Origin of the sequence: Streptomyces sp. NPDC007088 (genome assembly GCF_042869355.1) — a bacterium.
Lineage (GTDB): Bacteria > Actinomycetota > Actinomycetes > Streptomycetales > Streptomycetaceae > Streptomyces.
In genome coordinates, this window is the sequence record NZ_JBIAFO010000025.1 from 24,844 (window position 1) to 43,219 (window position 18,376).

The window sequence follows — 18,376 nt, forward strand, 5'->3', positions numbered from 1 at the left end:
GGCGACGCTAGGACCGCAACCAAACTTGAGGTCAAGCGTCGCCGCGCGAGCGACGCGGCCGGCTCAGCGGGCGCCGCCGGCCGGAGTACGTCCGCTGGAGACCCCGTAGTACTGGAGGTCCTGGACCCGCGGCTGACGGACCACCGGGTACGCCATGCGCACGGAGGCCACCGCCTTGCCCTCGCGCGACACGGTGGCCGAACCCGTCCCCGCGCCCAGCGGGACAAGGCTCGCGTGGACCCCCGCGGGGACCTGTTCCGCGCGCACGGTGCCGCCCTGCGTGGTGCGGAGGGTGGCGGGCGCGGTGAGGAAGGTGAGCGCCTCGGCGGTGTCCCGGGTGGGTGCCGAGCCGCCGCGCAGGCGCATCAGCCGCTGCTGCCCGGCGGCCGGCGCCGTGGCGGCGAACTGGGTACGCGAGGTGAGGTAGACGACGTCCCGTACGATCCGCGGCCACTGCCCGGTCTTGAAGCGGGTCAGATAGTACGACGAAAGGTCGAGGTAGGTGTAGCCGTTGTGCAGCGAGGGGGCGAACTGCGTGCCCTCGGAGTAGTCGTTCCACGTGGTCATCTGGACCCAGTCGGCGCCCTGGTCGATGGCAGCCTGCCAGCTCGCGCGCAGCGTCGCGGTGTTCCCGGCCTCGTCGAAGATCCCCTGGTTGGGGCGCGCGTCCTGCACGGAGACGGGCTGCATCCAGAGCTTTCCGTAGCGCCGGGCGAGGTCGAGGTCGGCGGCCGCCCCGGACTGCGTGGTGTAGCTGCGGTTGCCCCACTCGCTGAAGCCGTGGCTGATCGGGGCGAACTTCTCGGCGTTGGCGGGCAGGTCGAGGAAGACCGGGACGAGCGCGGAGTCCACGCCGTGGGCCTGGCGCAGCCGGTCCATGACCTGGCTCCACCAGCCGGGCTCCTGCGCCTCGGCCTTGAAGGGGGAGATCACGAGGCGGCCGTCGTCGAGGCGCTGGGCGGCGGGGGCGGCGGCGAGTTCGGCGAGCCGGTCGGCGAGGGTGACCGGATCGGTACGCAGGCCCACCATGTCGGGCATCAGCATGATCCGGAAGTTCGGGTCCACGGTGTGCGCGGCCTCCAGCAGGAGCCTGACGCGGTCCCAGTTGGCGCCGGAGAGCGACAGCAGGTCGACGCTGAACCCGTCGAGGCCGGCCTCGCGGGCGGTGGCCACCTCCTGTTCGAGATTGGCTCGCTGCCAGTCGCCCTGCTGGGGCGCCACCGGCAGCGGACGGTCGCGCAGCAGCCCGCCGTAGGCCGCGTGCTTGCCCTTCTCGCCGTCCGGTCGCAGGTAGTTGCGCGCGTAGTAGTCGGCTCCCGGCGGCTGATTGTCGAGGGAGACGGGGTAGGGCGTGAAGTAGTGGGCGAAGACCTTCTTTCCGGCGGCGGCCCCCGCCCGCAGCGCGGCCGGGTCGGGGAGGTCGAAGGGCAGGGCCTCGGAGGTCGGGCGGACCGGCGCGGGCAGCGGGGAGGCGGCCGCCGACCGCGGCAGCGCGGACTGCCGCCCGCCGCCTCCCGCGTCGCCGAGCGGACCCCACGCGAGGCCGGTGCCGGCGACCGCGCCGAGCAGCAGGACACCCGACAGCGCGGCGAACAGCAGGCGCAGCCGTCCACCCAGCGGCGAACGGCGGTGCACAGCGGGACGGGGCGGAGGCTGCGTCACTGGGATTCCCCTCTGTCACGAGCTTCGCGTCACGGAAGGCTCGCCAGTAGTACAGCGGATCGGACAGGACGGGACAACAGGAACTCTGCGGACGGCGGGACTCCGCTTAGTCCGGGCCCGGAGCGAGCGCGGGCGCAGCTCGGGCATACTGTAGCCACTTCACTCGCTTCACGAACTGCCGTCCGATTCGGGGGCCGCCCTCAGCGGCAGGCCCCGGGGTTAACGGGCGGTCACCGGGAGCGGACGTTCCTGTAAACGGAGATGCACGAAGACCGGCGAGTGCCATAGTGTTCTCCGTTGCCATGCTTGTTCGTCGATCGGGGATTCGACCGGATGAGTCGTGGTTCGTCAACACGTGCCGGGGGGGTACATGTGGCATGTCCAGTCGCCTGAGACAAGTGCGTCCACAGTCAGTCGCTTGCCCAGGGGGCTCCCCCCGGGAAGCAAGGCGCGGTGGTACCTGCCACTCGCGCTGCTCGTCGACGTCCTGGGGACCTCGGTTCCGGTAGCCGTCCTCTTCCAGGGGCATGACCAGCCCTATCCGAAGGCCACCGCGGGCGTCGCCGCGACCGCCTGGGTGCTCGTGCAGGCCCTGCGTCAGCGCTACGCGGCGCGGGCCATCGGGGAGTCGCGCGGGGCCCTGCCGGTGCTGCACGACTGGCTCATCCTGATCGGGGTGCTCGCCGTGGTGCACGTCGCGGCGGACCTGCGGCACGGGCAGCTCGTGAGCCTCGCGGCGCTGCTGCCCTCGCTCGTGCTGACCCTGGCCTGCCGCAAGCTCACCTACCGTCATCTCGCCGCGACCCGCAGGGCCGCGCAGGGCGTGGTGCGGGTCCTGCTGCTCGGGGAGCCGCCGGCCGTCGAGTCGGTGGCCGGTCACCTCGCGGGGCACACCAACCATCCGTACGTCGTGGTCGGTGTGGTCGCCATCGGCGAGGGCCCGCTCGACGGGGGGCTGCGACTGGCCGCCCGGCTGCCCGAGCGCCGGCCCACCACCGCGGGCGGGGACACCACCCTGGTCCTGGCCGCGGCCCTTGAACTGCGCGTCGACGTCGTCTTGGTGGCGGCCGGCCGGGAGATGTCCGGGGACCGGCTGCGTCAGCTGTCCTGGGGTCTGCACGACGCGGGCCTCGAACTCGCGGTGGCCCCGGGCCTCGTGGAGGTCGCGCCCAAACGCCTGGAGACGACCTCGGCGGCCGGCATGGCCTTGCTGCGCATAGCCCCACCAGTACGGCGCGGGGTCCAGCCGGCCCTCAAGACGGTACTGGACCGGGTGCTGGCCGTCGCGGGGATCGTGGTCATCTCCCCGCTGCTGCTCGGTATCGCGCTCGCGATCAAGCTCACCTCGCGCGGGCCGGTGTTCTACCGCAGTGAGCGCGTCGGACAGGGCGGGGTGCCCTTCCGGATGTGGAAGTTCCGCTCCATGAAGGTCGGCGCGGACGCCATGAAGGCCGAACTCGCGGCCGAGAACGAACACGACGGCGCGATGTTCAAGATGCGCAAGGACCCCCGGGTCACGGGGGTCGGCCGGCTGCTGCGGCGCACCTCGCTGGACGAACTGCCCCAGCTGCTCAACGTGGCGATGGGGCAGATGTCCCTGGTGGGGCCGCGTCCTCCGCTGCCGGACGAGGTGGCGACGTACTCGGACACCGAACGCCGCAGGCTCGCCGTACGGCCCGGGATGACCGGGCTGTGGCAGATCAGCGGCCGCTCCGACCTGTCCTGGGACGAAACGGTTCAGCTCGACCTCAGCTATGTCGACAACTGGTCGTTCACCAGCGATGTCGACGTCATGGCCCGTACGCTCCGCGCCGTCGTCGACGGTCGCGGTGCGTACTGAGCCCGGCGGGGCGGCCACGGTCTCAGACCGTGGCGCGCCACGCCTCATAGGTGCGCGCGATGCCCTCGCGCAGCGGGACGCGGGGCTTCCAGCCGAGCGAGGCGAGGCGCGAGATGTCGAGGAGCTTGCGCGGCGTGCCGTCGGGCTTGGAGGTGTCCCAGCCGATGGACCCGGTGTAGCCGGTGACGTCCTTGACGGTCTCGGCCAGTTCCCTGATGGTCAGGTCGCTCCCGCAGCCGACGTTGACCGGTTCGGCGCCGTCGTAGGAGCGCAGCAGCAGGGCGCAGGCGTCGGCGAGGTCGTCCACGTGCAGGAACTCCCGGCGCGGGCTGCCCGAGCCCCAGAGCACGACCTCCTCGCGGCCGGCCTCCTTCGCCTCGTGGAAGCGACGGACGAGGGCGGGCAGGACGTGCGAGGTCTCCAGGTCGAAGTTGTCCCCGGGCCCGTAGAGGTTGGTCGGCATCGCGGAGATGTAGGAGGCGCCGTACTGGGTGCGGTAGGACTGCACCTGCACGATGCCGGCGATCTTGGCGAGCGCGTACGCCTCGTTGGTGGGCTCCAGCGGGCCCGTCAGCAGGGCGTCCTCGCTGATGGGCTGCGGGGCGAGCTTCGGGTAGATGCACGAGGAGCCCAGGAACAGCAGCCTGCCGACCCGCGCCGTGTGCGCCCCGGCGATCACGGACAGCTGGATCTGGAGGTTCTCCTCCAGGAACTGCACGGGGAAGGTGCTGTTGGCCATGATGCCGCCGACCTTGGCCGCGGCGAGCACCACGGCGTCGGGGCGGGTCCGGGCGAGGTAGGCGGCGGTGGCCGCCGCGTCGCGCAGATCGAGTTCCTCGCGGGTGCGGGTGAGGACCTCGTGTCCGTCGGCGCGGAGCTTGCGCGCGACGGCGGAACCCACCAGGCCGCGGTGTCCCGCGACGAATATTCGGGCCTGCTCCGGCAGGAGCTGCGGTTCGGTCATGGACCGGATCATGCCAGGACACAGCCCGCCGACGGCACCCGGTCCGGCATCTTCCTCGCGAAACGCGGCAAAAGACCTGTCGCCGGGCCCCTCACCACGGGTTCCCCCGGCGCCCGGGGCCGCCGTACGCTCCGCGCACGACCCCCGGGCCGCGCGCCCGCCGGCCGGGGCCCCGCGCCCCGCCCGGGGAGCACCGTTCACCACATCACCACCACGTTTCAGAACCACGAAGGCGGCCCCCACTCCGGCCGGCCGGTTCAGGAGGGGCACCACTCATGAGCAAGAGCGCGCTGATCACAGGCGTCACCGGACAGGACGGCTCGTATCTGGCCGAACTACTGCTGTCGAAGGGCTACACGGTCCACGGGCTGCTGCGCCGGTCCTCCAGCTTCAACACGGAGCGGATCGACCACATCTACCAGGACCCGCAGGAGGCCGACCGCTCCTTCGTCCTGCACCACGCCGACCTGAGCGACGGAGTGGCGCTGGTGAACCTGCTGCGCGAGATACAGCCCGACGAGGTGTACAACCTGGGCGCCCAGTCGCATGTGCGGGTCTCCTTCGACGCTCCGCTGTACACGGGCGACGTGACCGGCCTGGGCGCCCTGCGGCTGCTGGAGGCCATCCGCGCCTCGGGCGTGAACACCCGCATCTACCAGGCGAGCTCCTCGGAGATGTTCGGCGCCACTCCCCCGCCGCAGAACGAGACCACCCCCTTCCACCCGCGCAGCCCGTACGGCGCGGCGAAGGTGTTCGCCTACTGGGCGACGGTCAACTACCGCGAGGCGTACGACATGTTCGCGGTCAACGGCATCCTGTTCAACCACGAGTCCCCGCGGCGTGGTGAGACCTTCGTGACCCGCAAGATCACCCGCGCGGTCGCGCGGATCAAGGCGGGGCTCCAGGACCGGCTGTACCTGGGCAATCTGGACGCCGTCCGGGACTGGGGCTACGCCCCGGAGTACGTCGACGCGATGTGGCGGATGCTCCAGCACGACGAGCCGACCGACTACGTGGTGGCGACCGGGGTTCCCGCCACGGTGCGGGAGTTCGTGGAGACCGCCTTCGCGCACGCGGGCCTGGACTGGAACGAGTACGTCCGTTACGACCCGAAGTACGAGCGTCCCAGCGAGGTCGACGCCCTGATCGGCGACGCGGGCAAGGCCCGGGAGCTGCTGGGCTGGAAGCCGACCGTGCTGGTCGAGGAGCTGGCCCGGATCATGGTGGACGCCGATGTGCGGCAGGTGGAGGACCAGTTGGCGGGCGCCACGGTGCGCATCGACCGCTGATCCTCCCCCGCCCGCTCTCATCACACGCGCCCGGCCCGCGTCCGGCGGCTCTCACCACACGCGCCCGGCCCGCGTCCGGCGGCTCTCCCGCCGGGCGCGGGCTTTCGCGCGTGGTCGGGGGCGGGGCGGCCGCGACAACCGTTTTCCCCGGACGAGCTGACCTGCTTTCATACCGATACGGTCAAGGAACCCCCATGAGGCGCCACCCGGCTGTGCCTCCCCGGGAGTTCTCCTGCGAAGATACTGATCCGTTCGGCCAGAGCAGGCCGCTCGTCCGGGCCCATAGCCTTGGGGGGTACATGCAAAGATCCAAGGGGCTCTCCGCTGCCCTTGTCCTCTCCGCCTCCGTTCTCGGAATGGGGGCCACCGCCGTTCCGCAGGCGGCCGCCGTCACTCCGCCGGTCGCCTTCACCGCCGACGACCTGCCGACCTGGCAGACCAACGGGATCGTCTGGGCGCTCGCCCAGTCCGGCGACACCGTCTTCGTCGGCGGCACCTTCTCGCAGCTCAAACCGCCGAACGGTGCGAGCGGCACGCCGAAGTCGGCCGTCAACTTCGCGGCGATGAACGCCGCCACGGGCGCGCCCATCGACTGCGACCTGTCGTTCACCGTCTCCAGCGGCACCGCGACCGTGCGCGCGATGGCGGTCTCCGAGGACGGCAAGACGCTGTACGTCGGCGGGTACTTCGGCGCGGTCAACGGGGTGCAGGCCAGCAGCCTGGCCGCGATCGACATCGCGACCTGCAAGCCGAGGACCGACTTCAAGGCGAGCTTCTCGGCGACCGTGCGGGCCCTCGCGGTGTCCGGCGACACGGTGTACGCGGGCGGCGACTTCCAGACCGTCGGCGGCCAGTCGCACAAGCGCTTCGCCGCCGTCAACGGCAAGACGGGCGCGGTGCTGCCCTTCCAGGCGGACGCCGACCAGCCGGGGCGCGCGATCTCCGTGACCCCGGACAAGAAGCACGTCCTGCTGGGCGGCGACTTCTTCACGGTCAACGGTGCCGACTCGCACGCCCTGGGCGTCGTGGACGCCACCACGGGCGCCAACGTGAAGACCTACCCGAACAACTTCGTGCCGAAGAACTCGGTCGTGAAGTCCATCGCGACGGACGGCACCGGGTTCTACACCGGCAACGAGGGTACCGGCGGCGGGGTCTTCGACGGCCGGATCGCCGTGGACCTCGACACCTACGCGCAGCGCTGGCGGGACACCTGCCTGGGCGCGACGCAGGCGGTGCTGCCGTACAACGGGGTGCTCTACAGCGCCTCGCACGCGCACGACTGCTCCAGCGTCGGGGAGTTCCCCGACGGCCGCCGTCACCACCTGCTCGCGCAGCCGGTCGACGACGTGCACAAGCTGGGCTGGATGCCGGACACCAACGACGGGATCGGCGAGCAGATCGGCCCCCGCGCGATGTCCATATCCGGCACCGGCGCGCAGAAGTACCTGTGGGTGGGCGGCGAGTTCACCACCGTCAACGGTGGCGCCGCGCAGGGCCTGACGCGCTTCGCGACCGGTCCCGACACGAAGGCGCCCGGGGTTCCGCAGGCCAGCGCGGCCAGCGTCAAGCCCGGCGCGGTGCAGGTGCGGTGGCGTTCCAGCCTCGACCTGGACGACAGCAAGCTGACGTACAAGGTCTACCGCAACGGTTCCGCCACCCCGATCCACACCACGACCGGGGACTCCCTGGAGTGGTCGCGGCCGCAGCTGTCCTTCACGGACACCACGGCCAAGGCGGGCGAGACCTACACCTACCGGGTGACCGCCTCGGACGCGGCGGGCAACACGAGCGCCCTGTCCAACTCGGTGTCGGTGACCGTCCCGGAGAGCGCCGAGGCGTACCCGAACGCGGTGCTGGAGGACGGCGCCTCGATGTACTGGCGCTACGACGAGAGCGCGGGCCCCTTCGTGGGCGACCTCTCCTCGGGCGACCTGCACGGCATCGGCGCCAACTCCCCGACGCTGGGCCAGGCCGCGGGCGCGGTCGGCGGCTCCTCGAAGTCGCTCTCGCTCAACGGCACGAACCAGCAGGTCGACACCGACCGCAGGACGACGGTCGACGGCGCCTTCTCGATCGAGACGTGGTTCAAGACGACCTCGACCAAGGGCGGCAAGCTCGTCGGTTTCGGCGACCAGACCGGTACCCGGGGCAGCGGCAACTACGACAAGCACCTGTACCTGACCGACGCCGGGAAGGTGATCTTCGGCGCCCACCCGGGCATGCCGAAGGTCGTCGCCTCCAGCGCCGGGCTGAACGACGGCAAGTGGCACCACGCCGTCGGGACGCAGAGCGCCAACGGCATGGCGCTGTACGTCGACGGGAAGCTCCAGCAGACCAACGACGTGAGCGGCAACCAGTCGTACTCGGGTTACTGGCACGTCGGCGGGGACAACATCAGCGGCTGGCCGGAGGCTCCCTCCAGCCAGTTCTTCGACGGGCAGATCGACGAGACGGCCGTCTACAAGAAGGCGCTGACCGGTGAGCAGGTCGCCCGCCACTACCAGATCGCGACGAACCCGGCCCCGGCCGACACGATCGTGAAGGTGACGGCGAGCGAGGACAGCTACGCCAACGCGGGTGCTCCGAGCACCAATTACGGCTCCTCCGCCTCGCTCGCGGTGCGCGGCACCTCGGCGTACGAGTCCTACCTGCGGTTCACGCTGCCGAAGGCCCCGCCCGGCACGGTGCTCAAGAGCGCCCGGCTCGCGGTGAAGACCTCGACGCAGGCGGGGGCCGGCTCCACCGACCCGCAGAAGATCTCGCCGGTCACCGGGGCCTGGACGGAGGACGGGGTCACGTACAAGAACCGTCCCGCGCTCGGCACCTCCGCGCTCGGCACGCTGACGGGCGCGACCGAGGGCTCCACGGTCTACTCGGCGCTGCTGGACACCACCGCCATGACCAAGGCGCTGGGCGCCGAGTACAGCATGGCGCTCACCAGTGAGGGCACCGACCCGCTGTGGCTGTGGTCCAGCGAGGCGAGTGCCGGGGCGCAGACCCCGCAGCTCATGCTGACCTTCGGAGCGCCGTGAGCGTACGGCGTTGACGGTGCGGGGCCGGACACCGGGAAGGTGTCCGGCCCCGCGCCGTACCGGCGTCCCCTACCCCGGTCCCCGCACGACCCGCCGCGAGGCACCGCACCATCCGTACAGGAGTTGTGTCCCATGCGTATCTCCCACCGCCGCCCGGCGGCCGTCGCCGTACTGGCCGCCGCCCTGCTCACGCTGAGCGCGTGCGGCTCCGACCACGACGACGACAAGAACAGCGCCAAGGGCCCGGCGGCCTCCGCCCCGGCGGCGGGTGAGGAGAGCGGGGGCCCCAGCGAGAGGGCCGCCGACAAGCCGGCCGCCAACGCCGCCTCCGCACAGCCCAAGCCCACCGGTTCGGTGGTCTCCGACGACGGCCTCAAGCCGGCCACCGGTTCGTTCACGAAGAAGGAGAAGAAGTACCTGAGCGGGCGGGTCCCGAAGGACGTGGACCCCGCCTCGGTCCTCCAGACGGGCCAGGAGGCCTGTCAGCGTATCGAGCTGACCGCCCAGCACGACAAGGACGCGGTGGTCGGCGCGCTGATCACGGGCGAGATCCCGGACGCGGCGGCGGCCGTGGAGCAGTTGTGCCCGCGGCAGCAGCCGCTGCTGGACCGGGCCCGGCAGGGCTTCAGCGACGGCACCCGCAAGAGCCCGGCCGCCGGCACCTACCGGGCGCTGACGGCCGACACGAGCTCCTGCGCCTGGCAGGCGCTGGGCGAGGGCGACAAGGTCCTGGCCTCCGGTCCGCCGCAGGGGCGGAAGCCGGAGAAGGTGACGGCGGACATCCCGGCGGGCACGCGGAAGTTCGTGTCGACGGGCTGCTACGCCTGGCTGCCGGTCTGAGCCGGACGGCTGCGGCCCGGCCCGGCCCGGTGCGCGCCCTCGCCCGGCCGGGAGCGGCCGGCGGGCCGGCCCCCGGCCCGGGGGCCGGGGCGCGCCCGAGCGGATCTCGCCCGGTGGCGGCCCTCACGGGCCGCCACCGGACTCGTCCGCGGTGGGTGGGCTAGCGCGCGCCGAGGCCCGCGTAGACGCCGAGCAGGGTGTCGAGCACGGAGTCCATCGAGAAGGAGCCGGCGGCGAGTTCCCGCGCCGCACGGGAGGCCGCGCGGTGGGCGGCGGGGTCCAGGAGGTCGCGCACGGCGGCGGCCAGGCCCCCCGCCCCGGTCACCACCCGGCCCGCGCCGGCCCGCGCGATGTCCTTGGCGAGCCCGTTGGAGGTGGTGACGACCGCCGGGGTACCCACCGAGAGTGACTCCAGTACGGACATGGGGAAGGGCTCGTCGACGGCGGGCAGCACGTAGACGGTGGCGGCGCGCAGCGCCTGCGGCATCCGCTCGCCGCTGAGCGCGCCCGGGACCGCGATCCGGTCGGCCAGCCCCAGTTCGTCGATCAGCGCGCGGACCGGGGCGAGTTCGCCCTCGTCGGGCCCCGCCACGGTGAAGGTGGCGTCGGGGTGGTGGACGAGGATCTCCGGGACGGCGGCCACGAAGTCCCGCGGCCGTTTGCGTGCCTGGAGCCGGGCCGCGTACAGGATGTGCGGCGGGCCGCCCTGCCACGGGGCGCGCGGCTCCTGGGCGGGGACACCGTTGACGAGGCGGACGGCGCGCTCCAGCGGCGGCGCGCCCACCACGGCGTCCAGTCCGGCCCGTTCGTGGTCGGTGAGGTAGAGCACCGCGCCCGCCGAGCGCAGCAGCCGGCGGACGGCGAGCGCGTCGAGTACCTTCGCGAGCAGCCGGCCGCTGGGGTCGACCATGCCGTGCGTCTGGAGCACGAGGGGCCGGCCCGCGCGCAGCGCGGCGAGGGCGACCGGGAGGGTCACGAGGTCGCGTGCGAGATGCACGTGGACCACGTCGGCGTCCTTGACGAGTTTCGTGGCCGCGCCGAGCAGGGCGGGTGAGGTGATGCCGCTGAAGCCTAGCGGGGCGAAGCGGCGCGCCGGGTAGAGCCGGGCGGGCACCCCCTCGACCTCGGTGGGCAGCTCGCCCTCGAAGCCGTCGCCGAGGGCCACCAGGGCGGCCTCGTGACCGCGTGCGGCCAGGCCCTTGGACAGGTTGAGGGCGACCCGGACGGGACCGCCGAAGGCCCCGGTGGGGCTGTGCAGGGTGACGACGTGCAGGACTCTCATACCGGCTCCGGCACGGGCCCGCGGCTGCCGTCGACGCGGTGCAGCGTCAGGTCCGGCAGATCGCGGTGCAGGACGGTGCCCGCGGACACCACGGACTGGCTGCCGACGGTGACTCCGGCGAGGACGGTGGCGCGGGCCGCGACCCAGGCTCCGTCGCGCACGGTGATCGGCGCGTTGCGGTAGCGGAAGTCGGCCGCGCGGTGGTCGTGGCTGCCGGTGCACAGCAGCGCCTCCTGCGAGACGCACACGTGGGCGCCGAGACTGATCGGCTCCAGGTTGAGCAGCCAGGCGCCCTCACCTATCCAGGTGTGGTCGCCTATCTCCAGCTTCCAGGGCCACAGGACGCGGACCCGGTGCCGGATGAGCACGCCCTCACCTATCTTCGCGCCGAAGGCGCGCAGCAGCGCGACCCGCAGCCGGGCCGGGGTGAACCACGCCATGAAGACGGTGTTCATCACGGCGAACCACAGGGCCTGGACCAGCTTGCCGCGGCCCTTGTCGTATCCGGCCAGCGTGAAGGCCGGGAGATTGCGCATGAATTCGTTACCCCCACCGGCGCCTCCCCGGGCGCCCTCGGTGCTCAGCCTAATGGTTGACTCAAGGTGACCGTCGGGCGTCGGTAGACTGCCGCGGGGGGGATCTCTTCCGGGGGCATCCGGAATGTTGTCAGGGGCACAGCTCCGGGGGCGGGGGCCAGTACATGGCGAGGGACACGCAGGACGCGGGCAGCGGGACGGCCGTGGTGCCTCCGGCGCCCCCCACGCCGCCGCGCGGGCCCGGCGGGGACGACGGGGACACGGCGTGGGGCAGGCCCACCTCCCCGCGCACGATGCTCTCGCGCGCCCTGTCGGTGCCGCTCGTCCTGGGGCTCGCGGTGTTCTTCCCGCTGTGGGTGTGCACGCAGCCGGGCAGTGGGGCGCACGACGCGGCCTTCTGGCTCCAGCTCGCGCTGACCGTGTACTCGGGCGCCCGGCTGTCGGCGATGGTGCTGACCAGTAAGCGGAAGCTGCTGCAAGGCTCGTTCTGGCTGTTCGTCTACATGGCGATGGGGGTCGCCCCGCTCGCGCAGGCCGTGCTCGGCCAGGTACCGACGCCGGTCGTCGGGGCGCGTGGCGACCTGACCGAGGCGATCGCCCTGATCCTGGCGGGCTGTATCGCCTTCGACATCGGTGTGCTGCTCGCGCGGCACCGGCCGGGCGGCCGGGGCCGGGGCGAGACCCGGCCCGCCCTCGTGCACCGCAGGCGGCTGTACGTGCTGGTCGGGCTGTCCTTCGTGGCCAGCGCCCTGTTCGTGCAGAAGCTCGGCGGTCCCGCGGTGTTCTTCAGCAGCCGCCAGGAGATCATCGCGGGCATCGAGGACGCGGGGCTCTCACAGGCCGACTCGCAGGCCGGGCAGGCGATCCTGCGCGGTTTCGGGACCGTGCCCGCGCTGCTGTCGCTGCTCGTCTACACCCGCTGGCTGGTGACCTCGCGACGGGCCCGCCGCTCGGTCGCGGTGATCGCGGTGTGGTCGGCGCTCGTGCTGCTGAACTGCGTGGTCAACAACCCCATCTCCAACCCGCGCTACTGGTTCCTCACCGTCATGTTCTCGCTGCTGTTCACGGTCTTCCCGCGCAGCGCGGCGATGTACCGCTCGGCGCTGAGTCTGGGCGTGGTGGTCGCGCTCATCGTGTTCCCCTTCGCCGACCGGTTCCGGTACGACGACAAGAACTACAAGCCGATGCAGACGACCTCGATCCTGGAGCCGCTGGCCCTCAAGGACTACGACCAAGTCGGGATGTTCGCGAACACCATCACCTTCGTGCACTCCGGGGAGGGCCACACCTTCGGCCTCCAGTTCGCGGGCGACGTGCTGTTCGCGGTGCCCCGCTCGGTGTGGTCCGGCAAGCCGAAGGACACCGGGGTCGTCGTCGCCGAGTGGATGGACACCAAGAACACCAACCTGTCCTCCCCGGTCTGGGCCGAGCTGTGGATCGACTTCGGCCCGCTCGGCGTCTTCTTCGGGCTGCTCGGCATCGGCTACGCCTCGGCCCGCGTCGACCGCCGCTACGCGCGCCGGGCGGTGCGCAGGACCCCGCCGGGCTCCCTGGTGTCCGTCCTCGTGCCCCTCGTCGCGGGTTACTCCTTCATCCTGCTGCGCGGGCCGCTGCTCCAGGCCACCGGCCGGGTCGCGATCGCCCTGGTCTGTGTCGCCCTCGTCACGACGTGGAAGCGGGACGGGCGCGCCAGGATGCAGTGAGGGGCCTCTCCGCACCTGTGGACGCCGGGGCCGAAATCCTGTCAGAGTGGCCGCCGCGGGCCGCCGCACGGGGCCGGCGGCACTTCTTCCGGGGGGTCGGCATGACTGTTCTCAGCGCGGCGGAACGCGACTTCTACACCGCTCAGAGCCCGTTCAGCGATCCGGGGGCCGCGGCCGCTGCCTACCAGGGTCTGCCGGCCGATCCCGGGCGTCTGGCCCGGCTCGTACGGGATCTGCTGATCCACCGGCTCGAGGGCCCGCTGTTCGGGCTGGAACTCGCCGAGGAGCGGCTGCGCGAGGACGCCGAGACCCGGTATCTGGACGAGGTCCTGGCGCTGGTCCTGGAGCGGGACGGGGCCGCGCTGGACGTACAGCGCCCGCCCGGTGACCGCTTCGTCGGCGTGTGCCGGGACTTCGCGCTGCTGCTGTGCTCGCTGCTGCGGCACGCGGGCGTCCCGGCCCGGACGCGCTGCGGCTTCGCGGACTACTTCCACGGCGGGGAGTTCCACGCGGACCACGTCGTGACCGAGTACTGGGACGAGCGGCGCGGCTGGCTGCTCGCGGACGCCCAGCTCACCGACCCGGCGCTCGCCGCGCGCGTCGGCGCGGACGTGGACCCCCTCGACGTGCCCCGGGACCGGTTCCTGGTCGCGGGGGCCGCCTGGCGGGCGATCAGGGCGGGCGAGGCGGACGCGGGGCGCTTCGGGCTCGCCCCCGAGGGCCCGCTGCGCGGCACGTGGTTCGTGGCGGGCGAGGTACGGCTGGACCTCGCCGCTCTCAACAGGTCCGAGATGTTGCAGTGGGACGTCTGGGGCACCGGGGCCGACAGCGACGCGGAACTCGCCGAGGCCGACCGGCTCCTGTACGACGAGGTGGCCCGGGTGACGGGCGGGCGGCGGCCCGTGTTCGGCGCGCTGCGGGAGGTCTACGCCGACCAGCGGCTGCGCGTCCCGCGTACGGTGCTGTCTCTCGCGCCGTACGCGGGGGTCCGCGAGGTCACGCTGCGCGGCTGAGCGGGGCCCGGGTCTCAGGTGGTGGCCGCGGCGGGGCTGTCCTCCGCCTCCCGCGCCGCCGGAGCGGCCGGGAGCCGGCTCACGCGGGTCCACGCGGCGACCGCCTTCAGCGCCGAGCCCAAGGCCAGTCCCCACGCGGCGCCCTGGACCCCGTCCAGTCCGTAGCCGCCGAGCATGAAGGCGACGGACAGCAGGGAGAACACCACTTGCAGGGAGAGTGTGGCGCGCGGGCTCAAAACCCGCAGGGTGACCAGCGCGCAGGTGCCGAGCGCCATCACGGCGTACTGACTGCCGGTGGCGGGCAGCAGGTGCGCGGTGGACTGCCAGGTGGCGCCCAGGAGACGGCGGCCCATCGAGTCGGGCAGGGCGTACAGCACGGCGGCCCAGCCCAGGGCCACCGCGCCGAGGACGAGGCCGAGCAGGGCGGCGGCCCGCGAGGTGGCCCGGCGTCCGCCGAAGCGGCCGAGGACCGGCGGCCCGAAGGCGTTGACCGAGGTGAACAGGACGTTCAGCGGTCCGAACAAGGTCGTCGCCCCGCGCAGCGCGCCGACGGCCAGCGGGTTCGCGAACAGGCCGAGGCCGAGCACCGCGAGCTGACTGGAGGCGTTGCCGACGGCGAACTCGACGACGAAGCGCTGCCCGAGGTGGCCCCGTTCGAGGTAGGCGCCGAGCGAGGCCCGCGCCCCCTTCACGTACGGCCGCAGCAGCACGAGGGACAGCAGCAGCGCGGGCAGCGCCGACAGGCCCCACACCACGACCAAGCGGGCGGGGCCCGCGTGGTGCGGCTGGACGAGCAGGGCGGGCACCACGCAGGCCAGCCGCAGGGCGTCGGCGGCCAGTGCGCGGTGCGGGGCCTGGAGGGCGGAGAAGCTGTAGCGCGCCCCGTCCTGGAGCAGCACGAGCGGCAGGACGGCGCCGAGCGCGAGGAAGGCGTGCCCGGAGGCGCCGCCGGCCAGGGCCCCGCCCGCGACGAGCAGCAGTCCGGCGAGGACCGAGGCGTACGCGGTGAAGGCCGTCGCGGAGCGGCAGGCGGCGCCCAGCGCGCCCGGCTCCCCGCGCTCCAGCACCACCACCTGCCCCACGTACGACATGTTGAGCCCGAGCAGCACCGTGAAGGTCACGTAGACCATCGAGAAGGCGGCGAAGCCAGCGGCGGTCGAGACCCGGGCCACGATCACCAGGACCAGAATGTTGGTCAGGCTGGACGCGGCCTGGTCGAGCACGGAGGCCGCGACCGTGGCCGAACGTCTCATCTCTTGTCGCCCGTTCGCAGGTCCTCGGGGCGCAGGGTGCGCAGGGTGACGGTCTCGCTGCCGTCCCGTACCGGGCGTACGGGGTCGGGCTCCGGGGCCGCCGGGGGCCGGCCGGGGCCGGAGGCCGGTCCCGGCCGTTCGGCGCCGCCCGCGCGGCGGCCGCCGCTGCCCTTGCGCTTCGCGGACCTGCCGCCCTCGTCGTGGGTGACGGCGCCGAGGACGGTCCCGCCCGCGCCGACGATCAGCTCGCGGATGCGGGCCAGTTCGGTGCGGTGCACGCTGCGCATGTCGCACACGATGACGACGCCGTCGACCCGGTCCACCAGGGCGAGGGCGTCCGCGTAGGCGAGGACGGGCGGGGCGAGGACGACGACGGTGGCGCCGGACTCGTCGGCCTCGTCGATGAGCCGGGTGGCGCGCGCCGAGGTCAGCGCGCGGGCCACGTTGCGCACGCGCTCCCCGGGAACGAGGTCGAAGGTGCCCGACTCCCCCGCGTCGACGGTGAGCGGCCGCGGTCCGGGCCAGCCGTTCTCGTCGGCGTCCGGCGGCAGGCTCCAGCGCGGGCGGCCCGAGCGGGTGCGCAGCCGTCCCCCGAGAGTCGGGGTGCGCAGGTCGGCCTCGACGAGCAGGACGTCCTTGCCGGTCTCCGCGAAGGAGGCGGCCAGGTTGGAGGCCACGGCCGCGGCGGCCTGGATGCTCGCGTCGCGGGCGGCGACCACCAGGAGCCTGCGGCGGTCGGCGAACCGGGAGTCGTAGGCGAGCCGGAAGGCGACCGAGCGGTACTCCTCGGCGGTGCGCGAGTCGGTCAGCTCACCGGCCAGCAACGCCTTGCCCGCGCCGTGCGGCAGGGAGCCGAGGACGGGCGCGCGCACGGCACGCGCGACGTCGCCGGTGGAGCGGGGCGAGGGGTCGAAGACGAGCCGGACCCAGGCGCCGAGCAGCCCGAGCGCGATGCCGAGGGCGCCGCCGAGGGCGAGGGACATGAACACCCCGAGGCCGTCGGCGGAGTCGGGCGGACTCGCCTTCTGGGTGATCGACCCGGCGGCCATGTCGAGGCCCTTGAGGCTGTCGATCTGGTTCTGGAGGTCGCTGATGCGGCTCTTGAGATTGACGTTCTGCGTCTGCAGGGCGTCGTAGGCGGAGGAGCCCTCGGTCATGGTGTCGAGGTCGCTCGCGAGCTGGTTCTGCTTCTTGCCGAGCGGGTTGACCTGATTGGTGAGCCGCTTGACCATGCCGTCGCGCAGGTCCGACCACTTCTTCTCGCTCGCGTCCAGATACGCCTGGGAGAGGAGGTTGGCGCGGCGGGCGGCCTCCGTGGGCGAGCCGTCGGTGTAGGTGAAGCGCAGGGTCAGGCTCTGCGGCGGGTTGGTGACCTGGAGGTTCTTCTTCAACTCGCGGGCCAGGGAGGGCTGTCCGAGCTTCTTCGCTGCGATCTCGGCGACGTTGGTGCTGAGCGCCGTCTGCCGCTCGGTGTTCATGTTGACGTTCTTGTCCGGCGCCGCCGACCCGTCGAAGGGGTTGGTGGTGGGGGTGCGCACCACGATGTCGCTGTTCGCCGCGTAGGACTCGGAGGAGGTGATTCCGAGATAGGCGCCACCGACCAGTCCGATGCCTATGCCGCCGCCTATCAGCCAGCGGTAGCGCAGGAGTTGACGGAACTGGTCCCGCAAGAGGTCCGGTTCGTCGTCCCCCGCCGCCCGGACATGCGTGTCGGTCATGTGCGCAGACCCCCCATGGCCTCTTCGATGAGTGCGTCGATGCGGGCGAGTCCCGCCTCACGCGTCAGATGGGCCGCGACATGACGCGGGCCCGCCTCCCCCAGCGCTCCGGCGTGGGCCGGATCGTCAGCGAGTCTACGCACTTCCTTGAGGAGGGCTTCGGGGTCCTCCGGCACGACCAGCACCCCGGCTCCGGAGCGCCGCACCTCCTGCGCCGTTCCGCCCTCGGCGGCGACCGAGGCGAGCACCGGACGGCCCGCGGCGAAGTACGAGGTGAGTTTGGAGGGCACGCTCATGTCGAGGACGGAGGCGCGCTGGGTGACGGCGAGCACGTCGGCGGCGGCGAGCACGTCCATGAACTGTCCGTCCTCCGCGGGCGGCAGGAAGTCCAGGTTGGGCACGCCCGCGCCGAGTTCCTCCAGGTGGGCGCGCTGGTTGCCGTCCCCCATGAGGACGAAGCGCACGGCGGGGTCCCTGCGGGCGGACTCGACCAGGACGTCGAGGCCCTGCTTGAGGCCCATGTTGCCGGAGTGCAGGACGACCGTCTGCCCGGGGGCCCAGCCGAGCCGGGCCCGGGTCGCGGCACGGTCGCCGGTGGGGCTCTCGACGTGCGACCAGTTGGGGACCAGGCGGATACGTCCGGGGGCGACGCCGAGCGCCTCGACCTTCGCCACGAAGGTCTCGTGGATGACGCCCACGAGGGTCGCGCGGCGCAGGGCGAAGGACTCGGCGCGCGCGGCGAGGCTCGCGGCGCGGTCGCCGCCGCGGATTCCGCTCTGGGCCGCGGCGGCGCCCATGAGGTCCTGGACGACGGGGACGTACGGCACCTTCCAGCGGTGCGCGAGCCGTGCCGCGAGGACCCCTCCGGCGAGGCTGGGCATCTGCGCGAGCACGGCGTCCGGGCGGCTCATCCGGGGCGGGGCCACGGCTCCGTGGAGCAGGATCGTGCCTTCGAACAGGGCGCGGCGGGCCGCGGTCTGGCGGGGCGGCACGGTGTGCCTGCGACGGTGCACGGTGACACCGTTGCGGTCCTCGACACGGCGCCAGGCACCCGTGTACGCGGGGTCCACGGACCACGCGGGATAGTGCGGCATCCCGGCCAGGACGTGGGTGTCGTGGCCGCTCGCCGCCCAGTGCTCGGCGATCTGGGTGGCGTACGGGCCGATCCCGGCGTGCTCGGGCGCGTAGTTGGTGGAGACCATCAGCAGCGTGCGCCGCCGCCCACCCGGCGTCCGCCGGCC

The 18,376-nt window shown here is 72.7% G+C and carries 13 protein-coding genes; 6 read left to right on the forward strand and 7 right to left on the reverse strand.

Annotated features, from left to right (window positions below):
* Nucleotides 1–63 precede the first annotated feature (63 nt).
* Nucleotides 64–1,662: a glycoside hydrolase family 71 protein gene (locus ACFYMP_RS28225; RefSeq protein WP_388862840.1), complete on the reverse strand. Its 1,599-nt coding sequence runs from the start codon at nucleotides 1,660–1,662 to the stop codon at nucleotides 64–66.
* Between the two features lie 355 nt (nucleotides 1,663–2,017).
* Here ACFYMP_RS28225 and ACFYMP_RS28230 point away from each other — a divergent pair, with 355 nt between their 5' ends.
* Nucleotides 2,018–3,502 carry a sugar transferase gene (locus ACFYMP_RS28230; protein WP_388862935.1) on the forward strand — a complete coding sequence of 495 codons (1,485 nt, stop codon included), beginning with the start codon at nucleotides 2,018–2,020 and terminating at the stop codon, nucleotides 3,500–3,502.
* Nucleotides 3,503–3,524: 22 nt separating this feature from the next.
* Here ACFYMP_RS28230 and ACFYMP_RS28235 read toward each other — a convergent pair whose 3' ends face one another.
* Nucleotides 3,525–4,466 (reverse strand): GDP-L-fucose synthase family protein, encoded by a 942-nt coding sequence (locus tag ACFYMP_RS28235; RefSeq protein WP_388862842.1) that lies wholly within the window; start codon nucleotides 4,464–4,466, stop codon nucleotides 3,525–3,527.
* 275 nt (nucleotides 4,467–4,741) lie between these two features.
* Between ACFYMP_RS28235 and gmd the strand changes: the two genes are divergently transcribed.
* The 3 genes from gmd (at nucleotide 4,742) to ACFYMP_RS28250 (ending at nucleotide 9,630) form a co-directional block, all read left to right on the forward strand.
* On the forward strand, nucleotides 4,742–5,755 hold the full coding sequence (gmd, locus tag ACFYMP_RS28240) for a GDP-mannose 4,6-dehydratase (protein WP_388862844.1): 1,014 nt from the start codon (nucleotides 4,742–4,744) through the stop codon (nucleotides 5,753–5,755).
* 299 nt (nucleotides 5,756–6,054) lie between these two features.
* On the forward strand, nucleotides 6,055–8,790 hold the full coding sequence (locus tag ACFYMP_RS28245; protein WP_388862846.1) for a LamG-like jellyroll fold domain-containing protein: 2,736 nt from the start codon (nucleotides 6,055–6,057) through the stop codon (nucleotides 8,788–8,790).
* A 132-nt stretch (nucleotides 8,791–8,922) separates the two neighbouring features.
* Nucleotides 8,923–9,630: a hypothetical protein gene (locus ACFYMP_RS28250; RefSeq protein WP_388862848.1), complete on the forward strand. Its 708-nt coding sequence runs from the start codon at nucleotides 8,923–8,925 to the stop codon at nucleotides 9,628–9,630.
* 160 nt (nucleotides 9,631–9,790) lie between these two features.
* Here the strand turns inward: ACFYMP_RS28250 and ACFYMP_RS28255 are convergent, their stop codons facing one another.
* Both ACFYMP_RS28255 and ACFYMP_RS28260 read right to left on the reverse strand, forming a co-directional pair.
* The gene (locus ACFYMP_RS28255; protein ID WP_388862850.1) at nucleotides 9,791–10,912 is read right to left on the reverse strand and encodes a glycosyltransferase; all 1,122 of its coding nucleotides are present in this window, start codon (nucleotides 10,910–10,912) and stop codon (nucleotides 9,791–9,793) included.
* Nucleotides 10,909–11,448, reverse strand: a complete 540-nt coding sequence (locus tag ACFYMP_RS28260) for a WcaF family extracellular polysaccharide biosynthesis acetyltransferase (protein WP_388862852.1) — start codon at nucleotides 11,446–11,448, stop codon at nucleotides 10,909–10,911. Before ACFYMP_RS28260 ends, ACFYMP_RS28255 begins: the two co-directional genes overlap by 4 nt.
* A 164-nt stretch (nucleotides 11,449–11,612) precedes the next feature.
* Here ACFYMP_RS28260 and ACFYMP_RS28265 point away from each other — a divergent pair, with 164 nt between their 5' ends.
* Nucleotides 11,613–13,151: an O-antigen polymerase gene (locus tag ACFYMP_RS28265; RefSeq protein ID WP_388862854.1), complete on the forward strand. Its 1,539-nt coding sequence runs from the start codon at nucleotides 11,613–11,615 to the stop codon at nucleotides 13,149–13,151.
* Between the two features lie 101 nt (nucleotides 13,152–13,252).
* Nucleotides 13,253–14,164 (forward strand): transglutaminase family protein, encoded by a 912-nt coding sequence (locus ACFYMP_RS28270; RefSeq protein ID WP_388862856.1) that lies wholly within the window; start codon nucleotides 13,253–13,255, stop codon nucleotides 14,162–14,164.
* A gap of 14 nt (nucleotides 14,165–14,178) precedes the next feature.
* Here the strand turns inward: ACFYMP_RS28270 and ACFYMP_RS28275 are convergent, their stop codons facing one another.
* From ACFYMP_RS28275 to ACFYMP_RS28285, 3 genes are read right to left on the reverse strand one after another with little or no spacing between them, the layout of a single operon-like run.
* The gene (locus ACFYMP_RS28275) at nucleotides 14,179–15,417 is read right to left on the reverse strand and encodes a hypothetical protein (protein WP_388862858.1); all 1,239 of its coding nucleotides are present in this window, start codon (nucleotides 15,415–15,417) and stop codon (nucleotides 14,179–14,181) included.
* A complete protein-coding gene (locus ACFYMP_RS28280) occupies nucleotides 15,414–17,135 on the reverse strand; it encodes a lipopolysaccharide biosynthesis protein (protein WP_388862859.1) in 1,722 nt (573 codons plus the stop codon). Before ACFYMP_RS28280 ends, ACFYMP_RS28275 begins: the two co-directional genes overlap by 4 nt.
* A complete protein-coding gene (locus tag ACFYMP_RS28285) occupies nucleotides 17,132–18,337 on the reverse strand; it encodes a glycosyltransferase (protein WP_388862861.1) in 1,206 nt (401 codons plus the stop codon). The genes ACFYMP_RS28280 and ACFYMP_RS28285 overlap by 4 nt, the downstream gene beginning before the upstream one ends.
* Nucleotides 18,338–18,376 lie beyond the last annotated feature (39 nt).